Below are 17,083 nucleotides of genomic sequence, written 5' to 3'. Positions count from 1 at the left end.
TGTACCGGCGCCTGGGTAACTCCACGGAGTTTTCCATCGCAACGGTGCGGGGCTGCGATTAAATATCGGCAAGCGAGGCAGACACCTGTCGCAAAGTGTCTACCAGGTGGGAGGTGTGGGGGGATGTCCCGCGAGGGGGATGCGCGGACTCCGGTGCGGATCGCGATCATCGATGATCACGATGTCGTGCACGCAGGGATCCAGGCGTGGTGTGCGGATGCCGATCCACCGATCGAACTGGCGGACAGCTTCGCCCGTCCCGCCGAGTACTTCGCCAAGTTTCCCGGCGCGTCCGATGATGTCGACGTCGTGCTCCTCGATCTGCAGATCGAGGGGAACCGTCCCGACTTCGAGACCCTGTCGCACCTCAGCGATCGAGGGCAGCGGGTGATCGTCTACTCCCACATCACCGCCGACGAAGTCATCCTGAAATGCCTGGAGCTCGGCGCGGTGACCTACCTGGTCAAGTCGGAGGGGAAGCGCCATTTGATCGAGGCGATTCACTCCGCGCACACAGTCACGCCCTACGTGGGTCCGAGGATGGGCAAGGCCATGCTCAACGACGGCACCATGGGTCGCATCAAACTGACCGAGCGTGAGAAGCAGGTGCTGATCGCCTGGTTCCAGACCGAGAGCAAGGATCTCGTGGCCAAAAGACTGTTCATCGCACCCACCACGGTGCGGACCCACCTACAACGGGCGCGCGCCAAATATGCCGGCGTCGGTAGGCCGGCGTCGACGAAGTCCGCGCTGCTCGCGCGCGCAGTCGAGGACGGAATTCTCAGCTTGAAAGACCTGTACTAAGGCGAAACTGGACAGAATCGTCCGTTCGGTCGACTGACAGCGATCCGGACCGGCCACTAACGTTTGCGACGCGGGGGACCGGGACGTGGTCGCCGGCAGCGCTATGGCATCGAATCGGTGGCAGGGGGTACGCCGAATCGCCAGGCGCTCCGGCGATCACGATCCTCGAGCGGCCAAACTAGACTGTCCCGGTGGAATCAGCAGCTCCCCGTCCCGTGTTGGTCGTCGACTTCGGCGCGCAGTACGCGCAGCTCATCGCCCGGCGGGTTCGTGAGGCGCGGGTGTTCTCTGAGGTCATCCCGCACACCGCCAGCGTCGAGGAAATCAAGGCACGCGACCCGCGGGCGGTCGTACTCTCCGGTGGGCCCGCGAGCGTCTATGCAGAAGGGGCGCCCCAACTCGATCCCGCACTGTTCGACCTCGACGTGCCCGTGTTCGGCATCTGCTACGGGTTTCAGGCGATGGCACAGGCGCTCGGCGGCACGGTCGCCCACACGGGCACCAGCGAGTACGGCCGCACCGAGTTGAAAGTGACTGGCGGAGAGCTGCATTCGGACCTCCCCGACACCCAGCCGGTGTGGATGAGCCACGGCGACGCCGTCACCGAGGCCCCAGAGGGGTTCGAAGTGGTGGCCACCAGCACTGGCGCGCCCGTCGCAGCGTTCGAGAACCGCGGTCGCAGGCTGGCCGGTGTGCAATACCACCCCGAAGTGATGCACAGCCCACACGGACAGCAGGTACTGAGCCGCTTTCTACACGAGTTCGCCGGTATCGATGCCGCGTGGACGCCGGCCAACATCGCCGATGCCCTCGTCGAGCAGGTGCGCAGCCAGATCGGCGACGGACGGGCGATCTGCGGCCTTTCCGGTGGTGTGGACTCCGCGGTGGCCGCCGCGCTGGTGCAGCGTGCCATCGGCGACCGGCTCACCTGTGTCTTCGTTGACCACGGCCTGCTTCGGTCCGGTGAGCGCGCGCAGGTACAGCGCGATTTCGTCGCTGCGACCGGCGCCAATCTTGTAACAGTCGACGTGGCCGACCGCTTCCTCGAGGCGCTGTCCGGGGTGGCCAATCCCGAAGGCAAGCGCAAGATCATCGGCCGTGAGTTCATCCGCGCCTTCGAAGGCGCGGTGCGTGACGCGGTCGACGTGTCCGGTGGGGAGGTCGACTTCCTGGTTCAGGGCACTCTGTACCCCGACGTGGTCGAATCCGGAGGCGGGTCTGGCACGGCGAACATCAAGAGCCACCACAATGTCGGCGGTCTTCCCGACGACCTGAAGTTCAGGCTCGTCGAGCCGCTGCGGCTGCTGTTCAAGGACGAGGTTCGCGCGGTCGGTCGCGAACTGGGTTTGCCCGAGGAAATCGTTGCGCGCCAACCATTTCCAGGTCCCGGCTTGGGGATCCGGATCGTCGGCGAGGTCACGGCGGAACGCTTGGATACGCTGCGCCGCGCGGACGCCATCGCGAGGGAGGAACTCACGTCGGCCGGACTGGATCACCAGATCTGGCAATGCCCGGTGGTGCTGCTCGCCGACGTCCGGTCGGTGGGTGTGCAGGGCGACGGCCGCACCTATGGGCATCCCATCGTGTTGCGTCCCGTGTCGAGTGAGGACGCGATGACGGCCGACTGGACGCGGGTGCCCTACGAAGTGCTGGAACGCATCTCGACGCGAATCACCAACGAGGTCCGCGAGGTCAACCGGGTGGTCCTCGACGTCACGAGCAAGCCGCCGGGCACGATTGAGTGGGAGTGAACACGAAGTGGCATTCACACGCATAGCCTTGCTGATTTTAGAGAGTGACTACATAATCAGCCGATGATCAGGTCGACGCGCCGAGGGCGTGCGCTAGCTGTGGCGTTGGTTTCTGTACTGACGTTTCTGCTAGTGCCCGCGCTTCCGGCGGCCTCTGCGCAGCCGCAGGGCGCGCACATCACCGGCATCGAGCACGTCAACGATCGCTGGGACAAGGTGTCGGTGTTCTCGCCATCGATGAACAAGGTCGTCGTCAACGACGTGTTCAAAGCGGGCAAATCGGGCGCACCCACGTTCTACCTGCTGCCGGGCATCGACGGCGGCGACGACATCGCAGGCGGCGGCATCGCTCCCGGCATGAAGAGCTGGTTCGGAATGACCGACATCCAGGGCTTCTTCGCAGACAAGAATGTCAACGTGGTCTCCCCGCTGGGTGGTCAATTCAGTTGGTACACAAACTGGGTCGCCGATCCGAGCAAGCAGTACCAGACCTATATGACGCAGGAACTGCCCCCACTGATCGACGCCGAGTACGACACCAACGGCCGCAACGGCGTCGGCGGGCTGTCGAGCACCGGCGGTACCGCCCTTGACTACGCGGTCCAGGTGCCCGGTCTGTATCAGGGTGTCGGGTCCTACAGCGGCATCCTGAACCCGTCGGACAACGCCCAGCAGGTGGCTTTGACGCTCGGCAGCGGTGGCGCCAGCGCAGACGCGATGTGGGGCCCGCCGGGCGGTCCGCTGTGGGTGGCGCACGACCCGTCGAAGAACGTCGAGAAGCTACGCGGTGTGGCGGTCTGGGTCGGAGCGTCCGGATCGGGCAACGTCGGTAACGTCGACCGGCTCCCCCCGGGCTTCGGGCCGAACATCACCGGCGGCTTCATCGAACGTATCGTCGCCGACAGCACCAGGGTCTTCGCCGATCGGGCCGCCGCCGCCGGTGTGCCTGTCACCTATGTGGTTCGGCCCGATGGCTCCCATACGTGGGGCCTGTTCGAATCGGAGATGCAGGAGTCGTGGAACACCACGATCGGACCCGCGCTGGCAAGTTAGCCGGCGTCGGTCAGATAGTCGTCGAAGCCATGTCCCAGAACGCGATTTCGTGAGACAGCACTTCGGCGATCACCTGCTCGTAGGCTGCCGGGACTGCTAGGTCCCGCAGGGCCCCAACGTAAGTGGCAAAGCCGGGATCGGTCCAGTGCTCGACGAATTCGCGGTACGGCGACGAGTCCGACGCCGCGGTGGTCCAGGCGCGCAGATAGACCTCTTCGATGACCCACAGCGCGGTGACGGCGGTGGGATAGTCCTCGGTGTCGAGTCGCGCGAGCAGGTCGCGGTAGGCGAGCGTCGCAGGCAGTGGCGCCTGGTTCATGGTGATGCCTGCGGCGGTGGCCTGCTCGTCGAACCAGTCGAGTTCGGCGACCAGCGCGACGCACCCTGCGGCGAGCGTGGATTGGGCGTCTCGGTGCGCACGGGCCAGCAATCGCGCCTGGAACGCGAGCAGGTCGGTGACGAACACGGCGTCCTGCGCCAGCCACCGGTGGAAGTCGGAGGGCGCGATGGTTCCGTCGCGCACCGAGTAGAGGAATTGATGTCGGGTGGCCGCAGCCCACAGATCGTCGAGCACGCGCCGAAGGATAGTTCAGGCGGGATCGCCGGTGGCGTCGGCGCTCTTGGTGATGAGGTCGCCGAGAAGCTGGGCCACCACGGACTCGACGGCTGTCTCAATCGAAAACGCCAGCGTCGCGCCTACCGCCGACACTGCCTGCGTGCGGAACCGCACCAAAGTCGTTATGAGCCCTGCGACTTCGACGTCGTCGGGCATGGCGGCGCCGGGGTTGATCTTGTCGACGACTTCGTCGAGGCCGGCCTGCACGAGAATTTCGCTGATCTGATCGAGCAGCGGGCTCACCTGGACATGGATGTCGATGAGTTTGTCGAGGGCGACGCCGTGCTTGCGGATCTCGGTGAACGCCTCGACGAGGGTGGGCCGCACGATCGTGGCGTATCCGTGGTCGGCCTCCTCATCGACTCGGATGATTCCGAGGCTGACCAGACGGTCGAAGCCCGCCGGATCGTCGATCAGCGTGCGGGCCTGCGCCGTGGGCATCCGCTGCGGTTTCTCGGTCGCCCAGCTGCCGGCGATCGCCGATTCGAGGCCCAGCATGTCGCCGAGATCTTTGCCCTGCTCCCACGCCGACAGCATCTCGTTGACATGCGCGATGTTGTAGCCGCGATCCAGCATCGACGTGATCAGGCGCAACCGGGTCAGATGCGTGTCGTTGAACAGTGCGATACGGCCCACCCGAAGGGGCGGATGCAGCAGACCCCGATCGCGATACACCCGGATGTTACGGGTCGTGGTCCCGGCCAGCTGGGCCAGCTCGTCGATGCGGTACTCGCCGGATTCGGCGATGTCATGCGGCTGTACCGCGGCATCGAACAACTGCGACACCGCGTTTTCGATCACATCACGCGAACCGCGCCGGATCCGTCGCAGGATGGTCGGGATCGGACCAGACACGGTCAGGCCGTCGAGATCGTGACAGGCGGTGACGCGGCATGCGCTGGATCTGATTCGCTCCTCGCGCGCGCCACCGCTTCGTAGTCCTCGAACTGGATAGTCCGCATCTGTCGAAGATACTGTGTCGCGAATCCGGGGTACATCGAGGCGTTGAATCCGTCGGCCGTCAGATACCAGCTGTTGCAGCCCGACATCCAGGTGGTCTTCGTGAGTCGCCGCTGAATGCGTTCGTTGAAGCGACGCTGGACGTCGGCGCGCACGTCGAGAGAACGCAGGTTCTGGTTCAGGATCGTCGTGATCCCGGCGACCGCGTAATCGATCTGCCCTTCGACGTACACCAGCAAGGAGTTATGGCCGGGCCCCGAATTCGGCCCCGTCATGAAGAAGAGGTTCGGGTAGCCGTGGACACTGGCGCTCTTGTAGGCCTCGGCATGATCGGCCCATTCCTGTTGGAGCGATCTGCCTCCTACTCCGGTGACGGGGAACGGTGGGCCGGACAGGTGCACGTCGTACCCCGTCGCGAACACGATCGCGTCCAGGTGGTGCTCGATGCCGTCGCTGGTGCGGATCCCTACCGGGCTCAGCGTGGCGATGGGCCAATCGATGAGTTTGCAGTTCTCGCGCTGCAAAGCGGGGTAGTAGTCGCTGGACATCAGCATGCGTTTGCAGCCCGGGGTGAACTCCGGGGTGAGCTGGCGGCGCATCCACGGATCCTTGACCTGTTGGCGCAGATGAGCTTTACCGAGCTGTGCCACGAGACGGCTCATCGGCGTGTCCCACACCAGCGCGGTCGCCGCGGCCTCATGTCCCCAGTACAGCGCTTGGCGTGCGATGTGCTGTGTCACAGGCAGTTTCGCGAACAATGACTGGACCGCCGCCGGCATCGGCACATCGAGACGGGGCAGCACCCAGCCTGCAGTGCGCTGGAACACCTTGACGAACTCGGCGGTCTTGACGAGCTCGGGGATGATCTGTACCGCGGTGGCGCCGGTCCCGATCACGGCCACCCGTTTTCCGGTGAAGTCGTAATCATGATCCCAAGATGCGCTGTGAATCTTGTGTCCCTCGTAGGAGTCGATGCCACGGATCTCCGGGAACTTGTGATCAGCCAGTGGTCCCGCCGCCAGCACGACCGTTCGAGCCCGAAACCGCTTGCGCCCATTAGTTTTTACTGTCCACACGCCGGTCTTTTCGTCGAAGCTCAGCCCGGTGACCTCGGTGTTGAACCTGATCAGCGGCCGGAGGCCGTGCTGATCGGTCATCGCCTCGATGTGCTCGCAGATCTCGGTGCCCGAGGGGTAGGCCCGCGACCACGACGGGTTCTTGACGAACGAGAACGAATACAGCAGCGACGGGATGTCGCACGCGACGCCGGGGTAGGTGTTGTCCCGCCAGGTGCCGCCGACGCTGTCGCCGCGCTCGACGATGACGATGTCCTCGACACCGGCCTGTCTGAGTTTGATCGCGGTTCCCAGCCCGGTGAAGCCGGCTCCGACAATGAGGGTTTGGTGAACGCGGTTGGCAGCAGGCATGTGTCAGGCCGCCGGCTCGTGGGTCAGTTCCTTGAACCAGCTCGGTATCGGCTTCAGTAGCGCCTTGGGGTACAGGTCCGACACCCACACCAGCGAGTTCGCCAACAGATGATAAGGATGACGGGGGTTGACCACCGCCGAGGCATGCCGCTTGAGGACCTGGTAGGTGGGCACCCGGTGGGTGAATTCGCCACGCTCACCAAGGGTCTGGAACCGCTTGACCGCATTGTAGAGGCGTTCGGGCTCCAGACCCATACCGACGATCTCGTTGCGGATCCGGTTGAGCAGCGGGACATACATGATGGCCCCGATGATCAGGCCGGGTGTGGCGACGTTGCCGACGAATTCGATGGCCAGCCGGCGTAGATCGGCGTGGCCGATCATGTTCAGCACCTCGAAATCGACGGTGATGTGCCGGGATTCGTCGTTGTTGATCTTCTCGAACACCTGATGGCAGACGGGATCGTCGACCTCTTCGAGCAGGAATTTCAGCAGCGCGCCGTCGAGGGCGACCTCGAGCATCGGGATGACGGTGCCCAGGATCGACAGCGACATGTCGTCGGCGTAGGTGTCGAGCCAATCCATCGCCATCCGGATGTTGACGTTGGGCTCGGGCATTTCCCCGTCATCGAGCATGCCCCAGCGTTTCATCAGCGCCAGTTCGGCGTTGGCGTGCCGCTGCTCCTCGGCATGGAAGTACCGGTAGATCTCTGCGATCGTCGGGGTGGGCGCTTTCTTGGCCAGCGCCGCGAAGCCGCGGGCCCCGATGTTCTCGATCCAGCACAGGTCGGCCATGAATGCCTTGAGCTTGGGTCGCTGCTCGTCGGTGATCCTCTCGGCCCCTGGTGCCGTCCAGTCGATGTCGGCGAGCGCCCACTGGCGGTCCTTGATCTTCGCCAGCATCGCGTCCATGTCGATCGCCATTGATCCTCCCTCAGGTTGTCACACGGGTTGCCAGTCCGGCGGCGCGGGTGTACACCGTCGGGGTGAAACGTTTGATGCCCCAGCCGATCCGGGCTTCGGGGTTCGGCATGCAGTAGAGACCGCCGCGATCGAGGGTGTCCAGGCAGGTGCGGGCGACGCGCTCGGGCGAGAATCCCGTGATCCGCATCAGCCGATCGGCCAGCTGTGTCGTTTCCTCGGGGATGCGGCCGGCGTTGACGATGTTGGTCTTGACGAACGTGGGACACAGCACCGTGACGTTGATGCCTGTACCGGCGAGTTCGGCAGCCAGTGTTTCCGACAGCGACAGCGTGCCTGCCTTGCTGACGTTGTAGGCGGCCATTCCGGGGGCGGCGCCGAAGGCTGCGGCGGAGGCGACGTTGATGATGCCGGCGGGGCGACCGGCCTCACGCAGAATTGGCGCGAACACGTGGCAGCCGTGGATCGGGCCCCACAGGTTGATGTTGAGCACCCACTCCCAGTCGGAGAGTGCGGATTCACCGATGACTGCCCCGCCCGCACCGACGCCCGCGTTGTTGATCACGAGTGTCGGTGCACCGCCGAACCACGACTGTGCTTCCTGTGCCAGGCGATACACCGCATCGATGTCGGCGACGTCGCACTGCACGGGCAGCGCCGAGGTTCCGATCTCGTCGGCGACCGATTGCGCTGCGCCGGCGTCGATGTCGCTGCACACCACCCTTCCGCCACGGTGGGCGAGCTCTCTGGCGAACGCGGCGCCGATGCCGCTGCCCGCACCGGTGATCACGGCGTCAGCCTCGTGGGTGCGTTTCGTTCCGAACGGCCACATGTGTCAGCCCACCTGTTCGATGCTGTTGTCGCGCAAAGCGTCCGCGATGAACGCGGCGACGGTGCGCATGGCGTGCCCGGCTTCCGGGGAGAGTCGCGGCAGCGCTTGGAAGACGTGCACCTGGTCCGGCCAGATCTGCAGGTCGCATCGAGTTCCTTGCCGGCGGAGATCCTGTGCGAGTGCGACGGCGTCGGCGGCGAGCATCTCCGCTCCACCGGCCTGGATCAGCGTCGGCGGCAGTGGGCGTCCACCTGCCACATCGAGCCGTAGTCGGGGATGTCCGGATTCGATTCCAGCGCAGTACAACTGGACCAGGCGGGCGGCGTCGCGTGACCTGATGGCGGGGTCAGGGCGATCCAGTTCGCGGGTGCGGGCCAGGCCGAAGGTCAAATCCACCAGCGGCGACATCAGAACCACGCCGGCTGGGTGACTCATGTCGGGTTGCAGCAACAGGTCGACGGCGAGATGCCCTCCGGCCGAGTCGCCGGCGATCACGATCTGCTCGGGTGCGATGCCGCACCTGCGGGTGAGCCAGTCCCAGCCGTTGCGGACATCGTCTGCGGCAGTGGGGAAGCGGTGACGCGGCGCCAGTCGGTAGTCGACGCTGAAGACGGGCAGCCCGGTCAGCTGGGACAGCCACGCGGTGAGCCGCCGGTGCGTGCGAGGTGAGCACAGGGCGTAGCCGCTGCCGTGGACGAAGTAGATCGCCTGGGTGGTGCCCGCTCCGGCTGCCCCACGGCGAGCCACGTCTTTGCCCCAGACCCATTCGCCGACGACGCGGTTGCGGTCCGGGGTGGTGGTGTCGACACGTACTGCCTTGGCCCCGGTCAGGGATGGTCCGAAGGTGTCCATGATGCGGGCGACGATCTGTCGGGAGGTCCACAGACCCCAGGCCTGATCGGGTGGGAGCACGCTGCTGATCTGTCGCAGAGTCAGGCTGCTGACGAATGCGGCGCTGCGTGAGCGGAACGATCCGCGGGGCTGGATCTCATCGGTCGTCCAGCCCGTCTCTTCGTTGAGCACGAGATGGATGCAACCCCGAATGATGACATTTGTCAATGTCACTATTTGGCAGTGTCATTGCCCTGTGTCGGTGGTTGCGCCCGTTCGTGGTTGACGCTGTCGGTGGGTGGGTGTTTACTGGCGGCATCGAACAAAGTTTCGAAAAACGGATGTGTCAGATGGTGTGAAAGGTACTGCTGTGACGACGCCAAACAGCCTGAACCGGTGTCCCGTCACGCGGGCTGAGCAGGTAGAACAGTTACGCAAGCAGATGGCGTCGGTCTCCAGCAAGGTGGGCGGCAACCGGCGGGTGGTCGCGCCCGTTCCTGAGCGGTCGGTCACCCCGGATTCTTTGCTGCCGGTCCCGGATTCGCTGTCTGAGGTGCTTCCGGATTCGTTGCCGCGCGGAACTGTGGCGGTGGTTTCCGGGGCTCGTTCGTTGCAGTTGAGCATGGTCGCTGCGGTGACGGCGGCGGGCGGCCATGTGGCGATCATCGGCCAGCCCGACGTGGGGCTGCTGGCCGCGGCAGAGATGGGTGCCGATCTGAGCAGGATTGCAGTGATCCCGCAACCGGGTGCCGATCCTGTCGAGGTGGCCGCGGTCCTGATGGACGGAATGGACCTGGTGGTTCTCGGCCTGGGCGGTCGGACGGTGCCGGCGACCAGGGCCAGGGCGGTGGTGGCCCGCGCCAGGCAGCGGGGATGCACGCTACTGGTCACCGACGGTGACTGGCAGGGGGCCTCCGCGCGGCTGGACGCTCATGTCAGCGGCTACGAGATCGCCGGCGGACGGGACGGGGTGCCCACCCCGGGGTGCGGGCGGATCAGCAGGGTGCGGCTGGCCATGCGCGCCAAGGGCCGTTCCGTCGGGCATCCGGCGCGCGCGGTGGGCGGATGAGATGGCGGGCAGGGTTCTGGCGCTCTGGTGCATGGACTGGCCTGCGGTCGCCGCGGCATCGGCGGCAGACCTGCCACCGACAGTGCCGGTCGCGGTCACACTGGCCAATCGAGTCATCGCATGCTCGGCGGCAGCCAGGGCTGTGGGGGTGCGGCGGGGCCTGAGGCGGCGGGAGTCGCAGGCTCGCTGCCCGGAGTTGCATGTCGTCGCCGCCGATCCCGCCCGCGACGCCCGGCACTTCGAGAACATCACGCTCGCCGTCGACGAACTGGTGCCCCGCGCGGAGGTACTGCGACCCGGACTGTTGGCGCTGTCGGTCCGCGGTCCCGCCAGGTACTTCGGTTCCGAGCAGGCCGCGGCGGAACGGTTGGTCGACGCGGTGGCCGCGGCAGGCGCCGAATGTCAGGTCGGGGTAGCCGATCAACTGCCAACAGCCGTCTTCGCCGCCAGGGCGGGCAGGATCATCGATGTCGGTGACGACGCGTCCTTCCTGTCGGGGCTGTCCATCAAGCAGCTGGCCACCGAACCCAGCCTCGCTCCTGCCGCTCGCGTGGACTTGGTAGACCTGCTGTGGCGCATGGGAATTCGTACAGTCGGCCAGTTCGCCGAACTGTCCCGCAGCGATGTGGCATCCCGGTTCGGGGCCGACGCCGTCGCCGCGCATCAGGTGGCCCGCGGGGAACCCACCCGCGGGCCGTCCGGGCGGGAGCCCGAAGCCGAGCTCGACGCGGTGATGGACTGTGATCCGCCCGTCGACCGGGTCGACGCCGCCGCCTTCGCGGGGCGGTCGCTGGCCAGCGTGCTGCACCGCAGCCTCGAGGCGGCGGGCGTGGGGTGTACCCGGCTGGCCATCCATGCCATGACCGCCAACGGTCAGGAGCTGGAACGTGTCTGGCGGTGTGCGGAACCGCTGACCGAGGATGCCACCGCCGACCGGGTGCGTTGGCAGCTGGACGGATGGCTGAACCGGCGCAATCCGGGCGACCGTCCTGCCGCGCCGATCACGGTGCTGCGCCTGCGGCCGGTCGAGGTGGTCTCCGCCGAGGCGTTGCAGTTGCCGCTGTGGGGTGGGGTGGGGGAGGAGGACCGGTTGCGGGCGCGTCGGGCGCTGGTGCGGGTCCAGGGGCTGCTGGGTCCTGATGCCGTCAAGGTTCCGGTGCTCAGCGGGGGTCGTGGTCCCGCTGAGCGCATCACCTTCATTCCCCTGGGCGATGAGCTTGTGCCACAGGCGAATCCCGATCAGCCGTGGCCGGGGCGGTTGCCGGAGCCGGCACCGACGGTACTCCTCGACGACCCGGTCGAACTGCTCGACGCCGAGGGTGCACCAGTGCGGGTCACCGGTCGCGGACTGTTCTCCGCCGATCCGTTCCGGCTGCACGCGCCAGGGCGGTCCGGCCGGCTGTCGTGGTGGGCGGGCCCGTGGCCGGTCGACGAACGGTGGTGGGATCCGGTGCACGCGACGAGCAGCAGGACGGCGCGGGTGCAGGTGCTGCTCGATGCGACGCACGCCCTGCTGCTGTGCTACCGGCAGAGGAGGTGGTATTTGGAAGGTGTCTACGAGTGATCGAGCTGCCGTGCGAACGCACCGACTCGCTCGATGAAACGGTCGAAGAACATCGTGGGGTCGACATCGACACCGATGAGCGCGTTGGGTTCTCGGCCCCAGTGCTTGCTCCAGTCGGCGATCGTCATGCCGCGGGTCAACGTACCGGTCAGTTCGACGTCGATCGCCGCGGCGCGATACCGCACCAGCCCCGGGTCGAGTGCGACCGCGGCGGCCAACGGATCGTGCAGATGTGCCAGGTAGCCCTCGCCCTGGTCGTGGTGGAATTCGAAGTAGAACCGCATCGCATCCTCGAGCGTCCGGATCAGCGGGTTGGACGCCGTCGACGCAGTACCGCGCGCGTCGGCGATCGACATTGGACTGGACGTCGATCCCGCGGCGGCCGCCAGCCGGCTCAGCAACTCCGGGGTCATCGCGGCGTGCTCGGTGAGGTTGAGCCCCAACACGATCGGGATGCGGTCGTCGCCTAGTCCGCTCCACGCCGCGAACACCTCGGCGGCTGATTCAGGGTCGACATGGGTGTTCCACTCCGCCACCGGCGTGGTGTTGCCGCGATAGTCGAAGGCGCCTCCCATGATCACGAGCCGCTTCAGCAAGCCGGGTAGTTCGGGTTCGGCGCGCACCGCCAGCGCGAGGTTGGTCAGTGGGCCGGTCGCGATGCCGATCAGCTCACCGGGATGGGCACGGGCGGCGCGCACCCAAGCTTGCGCGGCGTCGTGATCGGTGAGCTCGCTGGTCGGCGCCGGCAGTTGTGCGTAGCCGAGACCCTCCGGCCCGTGGGTGTCCTCGGCGGTGCACAGCGGCGCCGTCAGCGGTGTCTCGGAACCCCGGGAAACAGGGACGCCGGTGATCCCGCACAGCTCCAACAGTGCCAGGTTGTTGCGGCAAACGGCATGAACGTCAACGTTTCCCGCGGTCGAGGCGATGCCGACCAGCTCGGCCTCCGGGCTGGCGAACAGGTAGACCAGTGCCATCGCATCGTCGACGCCGGTGTCGACGTCGACGAAGACCGGAGCCGGGCTCACCAGTGCACGCCGGGCACCAGCCGCACCGCACGCTTGACGGGGCCGGGGACTCGTAAGGGCGGCGCCGGCCGGCCCAGATGTCGGGGCCGCCTCGGCACGCGCGTGGGTGTCTCGGAGATCCCGCGCGCCGCAGCGGAATCCGGGTATCCCAGATACACCTGGTGCAGCACGCGTCGGGACAGCCTAGGGGTGAAGTACATCCCGATGTCGGCCAGCGTGCCGACCGGGGTGTCGATACGCGCGGGCTTCTCGATCAGCCCGCGGACCACCATCGCGGCGGCGTGTTCGGCGGTGATCGGTGGCATCGGGTTGAGCCTACGCGACGGCGCGATCATCGGCGTCTCGACCAGCGGCATGTGGATGTTGGTGAACGTGATGTGATCCGAAAGTGTCTCGGTGCCAACGACTTCGGCGAACGCGTCCAGTGCCGCCTTGCTGGGGACATAGGCGCTGTACTTCGGGCTGGCGGCCTGAACCCCGGCGCTGGACACATTGACCACGTGCCCGAATCGGCGTTCCCGCCAGTGGGGCAGCAGGGCCAGCACCATGCGTACGGGCCCGAAATAGTTGACCGCCATCACCCGCTCGTAGTCGTGCAACCGGTCGGTGGATGCCGTCACCGAGCGTCGGATGGAGCGTCCCGCGTTGTTGACCAGATAGTCGACGTGGTCGAAGCGGCCGAGGATGTCTTTGATCGTGTGTTCGACGGCCGCCGAATCCGTGACGTCACAGGTGAATGCATGCGCGTCACCACCGGCCTCGCGGATTTCCTCGACGAGGTCGTCGAGCGCTTCGGCGTTGCGGGCCAGGGCGAACACCGTCGCCCCGCGCGCGGCGACCGCGACCGCCGATGCGCGGCCGATCCCGCTGGATGCGCCGGTGATGATCACGTGCTTGCCCACCAGCGGACCCGCCGGGTCGTCGCGTCGGGCGCGGTTCGGATCGAGATGTTCGGCCCAGTACCGCCAGAGCGCAGGAGCGTAGGACCTGAATTCGGGCACGCGGATCCCGGTCCCGCGCAACGCGTCCTCGGTGCGATCGCAGGTGAACGTCGGCGCGAGCTCCACGACGTCGAGAATCTCGCCGGGCACGCCGAGCTGCGTGGCGGCCATATTGCGCAACACCTTGGCGCGACCGGTCACGGGAAAGAGCGGAGCCGCGGCGGCTCGGGGCAGTGACCCCACCAGCGGTGGCAGACCTGCCGCCGGCGCGACACCGCGATAGATACCCCGCAGGCCGATCGTCTTCGGTGCGGTCAGGTGGAACGTCTGCCCGTCCCGCCCGTCGAGGCGCATGAGCGCCACCATGGCTTCGACCACGAAATCCACCGGCACGATGTTGGTTCGCCCGCTGTCGGGCAGCATCATCGGCGTGAATCGGGGGAGGCTTGCCAGCGTCGACAGAATCCCGAAGAAGTAGTAGGGCCCGTCGATCTTGTCGATCTCGCCGGTGCGCGAGTCGCCGACAACCACGGCGGGGCGGTAGATCCGAAACCGGAGCCGCCCTGCCGAGCGGACCAGCAGCTCCGCCTCGAACTTGGTTCGGTGATACGGGGTGGGAAGGTTCTGCGCGACGTCGAAGTCGTCCTCGGTGAACACCCCGCGGAAGGTGCCTGCCACCGCAATGGAGGACACGTGGTGCAGCGTCGCGTCGAGTCGCTTCGCCAGGGCGATGACGGCTTTGGTGCCCTCGACGTTGGCGGCGCGCTGCCGCTCCTCGGGGGCGGTGATGTCGTAGATCGCCCCGCAGTGCACGACATGGTCGATGTCACCGAGGTCGGTGACGGTGGCATCGGTGAGCCCGAGATCGGCTTCGACGAGATCGCCGACGAGGGGATGTGCCCGTTCGCCCCACTGCTGCGCGAGCTGTTCGAACCGGCCGAGCGAGCTGCGGCGGACCAGCACGTGCACCGCCTCGGTCTCGGGGAGCGTGAGCAATCGGGTGATCAATCGGCGCCCGATAAACCCGGTACCGCCGGTAACGACATAGCGCATGCGACACATGGTCACCCGCACCCGACCGACTGTCAACGAGGAGTCCGGCACTGCGGTTACTGTCTGGTCATGCCGATCGATCCGAACGCCATTGGCGAGACCACGCAGGCGCAGCTGTTCACCTGGAGCGACCGCGAGACGCTCCTTTACGCCCTGGGCGTCGGCGCGGGCACCGACGATCTCGCGTTGACGACCGAGAACAGCCACGAGGTGACTCAGCAAGTCCTTCCGACCTATGCCGTCATCGCGTGCTCGCCATTTGCGGCCTCAGCCAAGATCGGATCGTTCAACTTCAGCAGACTCCTGCACGGCTCCCAGAGCATCCGTGTCTTCGCGCCGCTGCCTGCTACTGGCAAACTCAGCGTGGTGTGCGAGGTGGCCGATATCCAGGACAAGGGAGAGGGTAAGAACGCGGTTGTCGTGCTCAAAGCGACAGGCAGTGATCCCGAATCCGGACAGGCTGTCGCCGAGACGTTAACGACCCTGGTGATCCGTGGCGAGGGTGGTTTCGGTGGCCGGCCGGGCCAGCGCCCGCCGGCGCCGGAGATCCCCGACCGGGCGCCGGATGCCCAGATCGCGCTGCCGACGCGGGAGGATCAGGCGCTGATCTACCGCCTGTCCGGGGACCGCAACCCGCTGCACAGCGACCCGTGGTTCGCCCAGCTCGCCGGCTTTCCGAAGCCGATCCTGCACGGCCTGTGCACCTACGGTGTCGCCGGGCGGGCGCTGGTCACCGAACTCGGGGGTGGCGACGCCACGAAGGTGACAGCGATCGCGGCCCGCTTCACCTCGCCGGTCTTTCCCGGCGAAACCCTGACGACATCGATCTGGCGCCTCGAATCCGGCCGGGCGGTGTTCCGCACCGAGGCGGCCGATCCCGACGGATCGAACGCCCGCTTGGTACTTGAAGACGGAGAAGCGGAGTTTTCCGCTTAATAGTGGCACCCGTCATAGTGGCACCCGTCAGCAAATATTGACGCTGGGAAAATGTTTGCTGGGCTGGTAGCCTTCCCGATGCGCGGGGGTTTTGATCTGGACCTGGGACACGTGCGACAGGGGTGGGCCGATGTTCGAGGGTTTGCGGAATTCGTCCGCTGCCGCACTCGGCCCTGCATTGTGGCGCTTCGACCAGTACTACTGGTTCACCGCTGTACTCGCGGCGCGCGGTTTGCAGACCGCGACATGTCGCCTGGTAGCGCTGTGTATCACGGTGCTGGGACTGTTGCCCGTGGGCCTGATGGCCAGCGCGTACGGCCCCGACTCGCGAGGCGCCTGGATCGCCGCGTCCGTCATCGCCGTCGGTTCGCTGGCATTGGCTGTTATGTGGTTGCGCGACAGCTGGCCGACCCGGCTGCAATCCCTGACGTCGGTCGTCGCCGTCTCCCTCGGGGTCGGGGTTTCCTCGCTGATGGTCGACAACCCCGTCATCGGGTTCCTCGGTACCGCGACGTACGTGGTGATCACCGTGTTCGTCGTGTGTTTCCATGCAGTCCGGCTCCTCACCTTCGCGTGGGTGATCGCCGCGGTCGTGCTCGGCATTCTGTTCTTGGAGCTGATGGCGACCGACCTTGCGGTGGCGATCTGTGCGTTGGTCATCGTGGTGTTGCTCAACGTGTTCGTGGCGATCTCGTGCCGCGCAGTGATCAAGCTGCTGCAACCCAACGCCCACCACGGTGACATCGAGCAACTCACCGGCCTGCTGCACCGCGACGCGTTCTACAGCTCCGTCGCGACCCTGTTGGCGTCGCGCAGCCGCAGCGACGACAAGTATCTGGTCGTCCTCGCGGTCAACATCGACAGCTTCTCGCTGCTGCTCGGACTGTCCGGCTCGGGAGGCGGCAACCGGGCCCGCGTCACGGTCGGGCAGGCGCTGCGCGAGACGGTGCGGCACAACGCGATCGTCGCGCATGTCGCCGATGACGACTTCCTGATCGCCGACACCTTCACCACCGCCGACGCGTCACCTCTGGTGGAACGTATCCGCGGGTCCATCGCCGCGACGCCGCAGCGCCTCACCGCCAGTATCGGAGTGGTCGTCACTCCGCTGCCTCCGCTGGCCGCCGAGCCACCCGACGAGGTCCTCGACAAGTTGATTCGCATCGCCAGACAGGCCATCGAGCAGGCGCGGATGACCGGCGGCAACCAGGTCCGCTACGTGCTGCGGCCCAACCTCGACGAAGAGGAAGAAGACCCGGGCAACGCCGGGGTCGATGACACCGGCAGGACCGCCTGACTA

General features: G+C 66.4%; 15 protein-coding genes. 7 read left to right on the top strand and 8 right to left on the bottom strand.

Annotated features, from left to right (window positions below; all coding sequences use genetic code 11):
* Positions 1-123: 123 nt before the first annotated feature.
* From AWC12_RS05360 to AWC12_RS05350, 3 genes are all read left to right on the top strand, one after another.
* Positions 124-804, top strand: coding sequence for a response regulator (locus tag AWC12_RS05360; protein ID WP_024446313.1), 681 nt, complete (start codon positions 124-126; stop codon positions 802-804).
* 191 nt (positions 805-995) lie between these two features.
* The gene (gene guaA / locus AWC12_RS05355) at positions 996-2,555 is read left to right on the top strand and encodes a glutamine-hydrolyzing GMP synthase (RefSeq protein ID WP_085172818.1); all 1,560 of its coding nucleotides are present in this window, start codon (positions 996-998) and stop codon (positions 2,553-2,555) included.
* Between the two features lie 132 nt (positions 2,556-2,687).
* Positions 2,688-3,608, top strand: a complete 921-nt coding sequence (locus tag AWC12_RS05350) for an alpha/beta hydrolase (RefSeq protein ID WP_165762766.1) — start codon at positions 2,688-2,690, stop codon at positions 3,606-3,608.
* 10 nt (positions 3,609-3,618) lie between these two features.
* On the opposite strand, the gene AWC12_RS05345 is transcribed toward AWC12_RS05350, so the two are convergent.
* Genes AWC12_RS05345 through AWC12_RS05320 form a run of 6 tightly spaced genes read right to left on the bottom strand, consistent with a single transcriptional unit; the run spans position 3,619 to position 9,387 of the window.
* On the bottom strand, positions 3,619-4,182 hold the full coding sequence (locus tag AWC12_RS05345) for a TenA family protein (RefSeq protein ID WP_085172814.1): 564 nt from the start codon (positions 4,180-4,182) through the stop codon (positions 3,619-3,621).
* Positions 4,183-4,197: 15 nt separating this feature from the next.
* The gene (locus tag AWC12_RS05340; protein WP_024446317.1) at positions 4,198-5,079 is read right to left on the bottom strand and encodes a MerR family transcriptional regulator; all 882 of its coding nucleotides are present in this window, start codon (positions 5,077-5,079) and stop codon (positions 4,198-4,200) included.
* Between the two features lie 2 nt (positions 5,080-5,081).
* Positions 5,082-6,611 (bottom strand): flavin-containing monooxygenase, encoded by a 1,530-nt coding sequence (locus tag AWC12_RS05335; RefSeq protein ID WP_085172812.1) that lies wholly within the window; start codon positions 6,609-6,611, stop codon positions 5,082-5,084.
* Positions 6,612-6,614: 3 nt separating this feature from the next.
* Positions 6,615-7,535: a hypothetical protein gene (locus AWC12_RS05330; RefSeq protein WP_024446319.1), complete on the bottom strand. Its 921-nt coding sequence runs from the start codon at positions 7,533-7,535 to the stop codon at positions 6,615-6,617.
* A gap of 10 nt (positions 7,536-7,545) precedes the next feature.
* Positions 7,546-8,364, bottom strand: coding sequence for an SDR family NAD(P)-dependent oxidoreductase (locus AWC12_RS05325; RefSeq protein WP_085172810.1), 819 nt, complete (start codon positions 8,362-8,364; stop codon positions 7,546-7,548).
* A gap of 3 nt (positions 8,365-8,367) precedes the next feature.
* Complete coding sequence (locus AWC12_RS05320; RefSeq protein WP_207576387.1) at positions 8,368-9,387, bottom strand: alpha/beta hydrolase; 1,020 nt, start codon at positions 9,385-9,387, stop codon at positions 8,368-8,370.
* Positions 9,388-9,565: 178 nt separating this feature from the next.
* Here AWC12_RS05320 and AWC12_RS05315 point away from each other — a divergent pair, with 178 nt between their 5' ends.
* Together AWC12_RS05315 and AWC12_RS05310 are read left to right on the top strand one after the other, a co-directional pair.
* Complete coding sequence (locus tag AWC12_RS05315; RefSeq protein WP_085173104.1) at positions 9,566-10,264, top strand: DnaE2-dependent mutagenesis accessory factor ImuA'; 699 nt, start codon at positions 9,566-9,568, stop codon at positions 10,262-10,264.
* A 1-nt stretch (position 10,265) separates the two neighbouring features.
* Positions 10,266-11,828 carry a DNA polymerase Y family protein gene (locus AWC12_RS05310; RefSeq protein WP_024446323.1) on the top strand — a complete coding sequence of 521 codons (1,563 nt, stop codon included), beginning with the start codon at positions 10,266-10,268 and terminating at the stop codon, positions 11,826-11,828.
* On the opposite strand, the gene AWC12_RS05305 is transcribed toward AWC12_RS05310, so the two are convergent.
* Positions 11,819-12,853 carry a nucleoside hydrolase gene (locus tag AWC12_RS05305; protein WP_024446324.1) on the bottom strand — a complete coding sequence of 345 codons (1,035 nt, stop codon included), beginning with the start codon at positions 12,851-12,853 and terminating at the stop codon, positions 11,819-11,821. The two genes, AWC12_RS05310 and AWC12_RS05305, sit on opposite strands and share 10 nt — an antisense overlap.
* Positions 12,850-14,847 (bottom strand): SDR family oxidoreductase, encoded by a 1,998-nt coding sequence (locus AWC12_RS05300; protein WP_207576380.1) that lies wholly within the window; start codon positions 14,845-14,847, stop codon positions 12,850-12,852. The genes AWC12_RS05305 and AWC12_RS05300 overlap by 4 nt, the downstream gene beginning before the upstream one ends.
* Before the next feature lie 69 nt (positions 14,848-14,916).
* Here AWC12_RS05300 and AWC12_RS05295 point away from each other — a divergent pair, with 69 nt between their 5' ends.
* Together AWC12_RS05295 and AWC12_RS05290 are read left to right on the top strand one after the other, a co-directional pair.
* The gene (locus tag AWC12_RS05295) at positions 14,917-15,783 is read left to right on the top strand and encodes a MaoC/PaaZ C-terminal domain-containing protein (protein ID WP_024446326.1); all 867 of its coding nucleotides are present in this window, start codon (positions 14,917-14,919) and stop codon (positions 15,781-15,783) included.
* A 130-nt stretch (positions 15,784-15,913) separates the two neighbouring features.
* Entirely contained in the window at positions 15,914-17,080 is a 1,167-nt protein-coding gene (locus tag AWC12_RS05290; RefSeq protein WP_085172808.1) for a diguanylate cyclase domain-containing protein, read from the top strand.
* The last annotated feature ends 3 nt before the right edge of the window (positions 17,081-17,083 follow it).

The organism is Mycolicibacterium iranicum, assembly GCF_002101705.1.
In the GTDB taxonomy this organism is placed as follows: Bacteria; Actinomycetota; Actinomycetes; order Mycobacteriales; family Mycobacteriaceae; genus Mycobacterium; species Mycobacterium iranicum.
The sequence above is the reverse complement of the archived record's forward strand: the minus strand, read 5'-3'. Positions and strand labels throughout refer to the sequence as shown.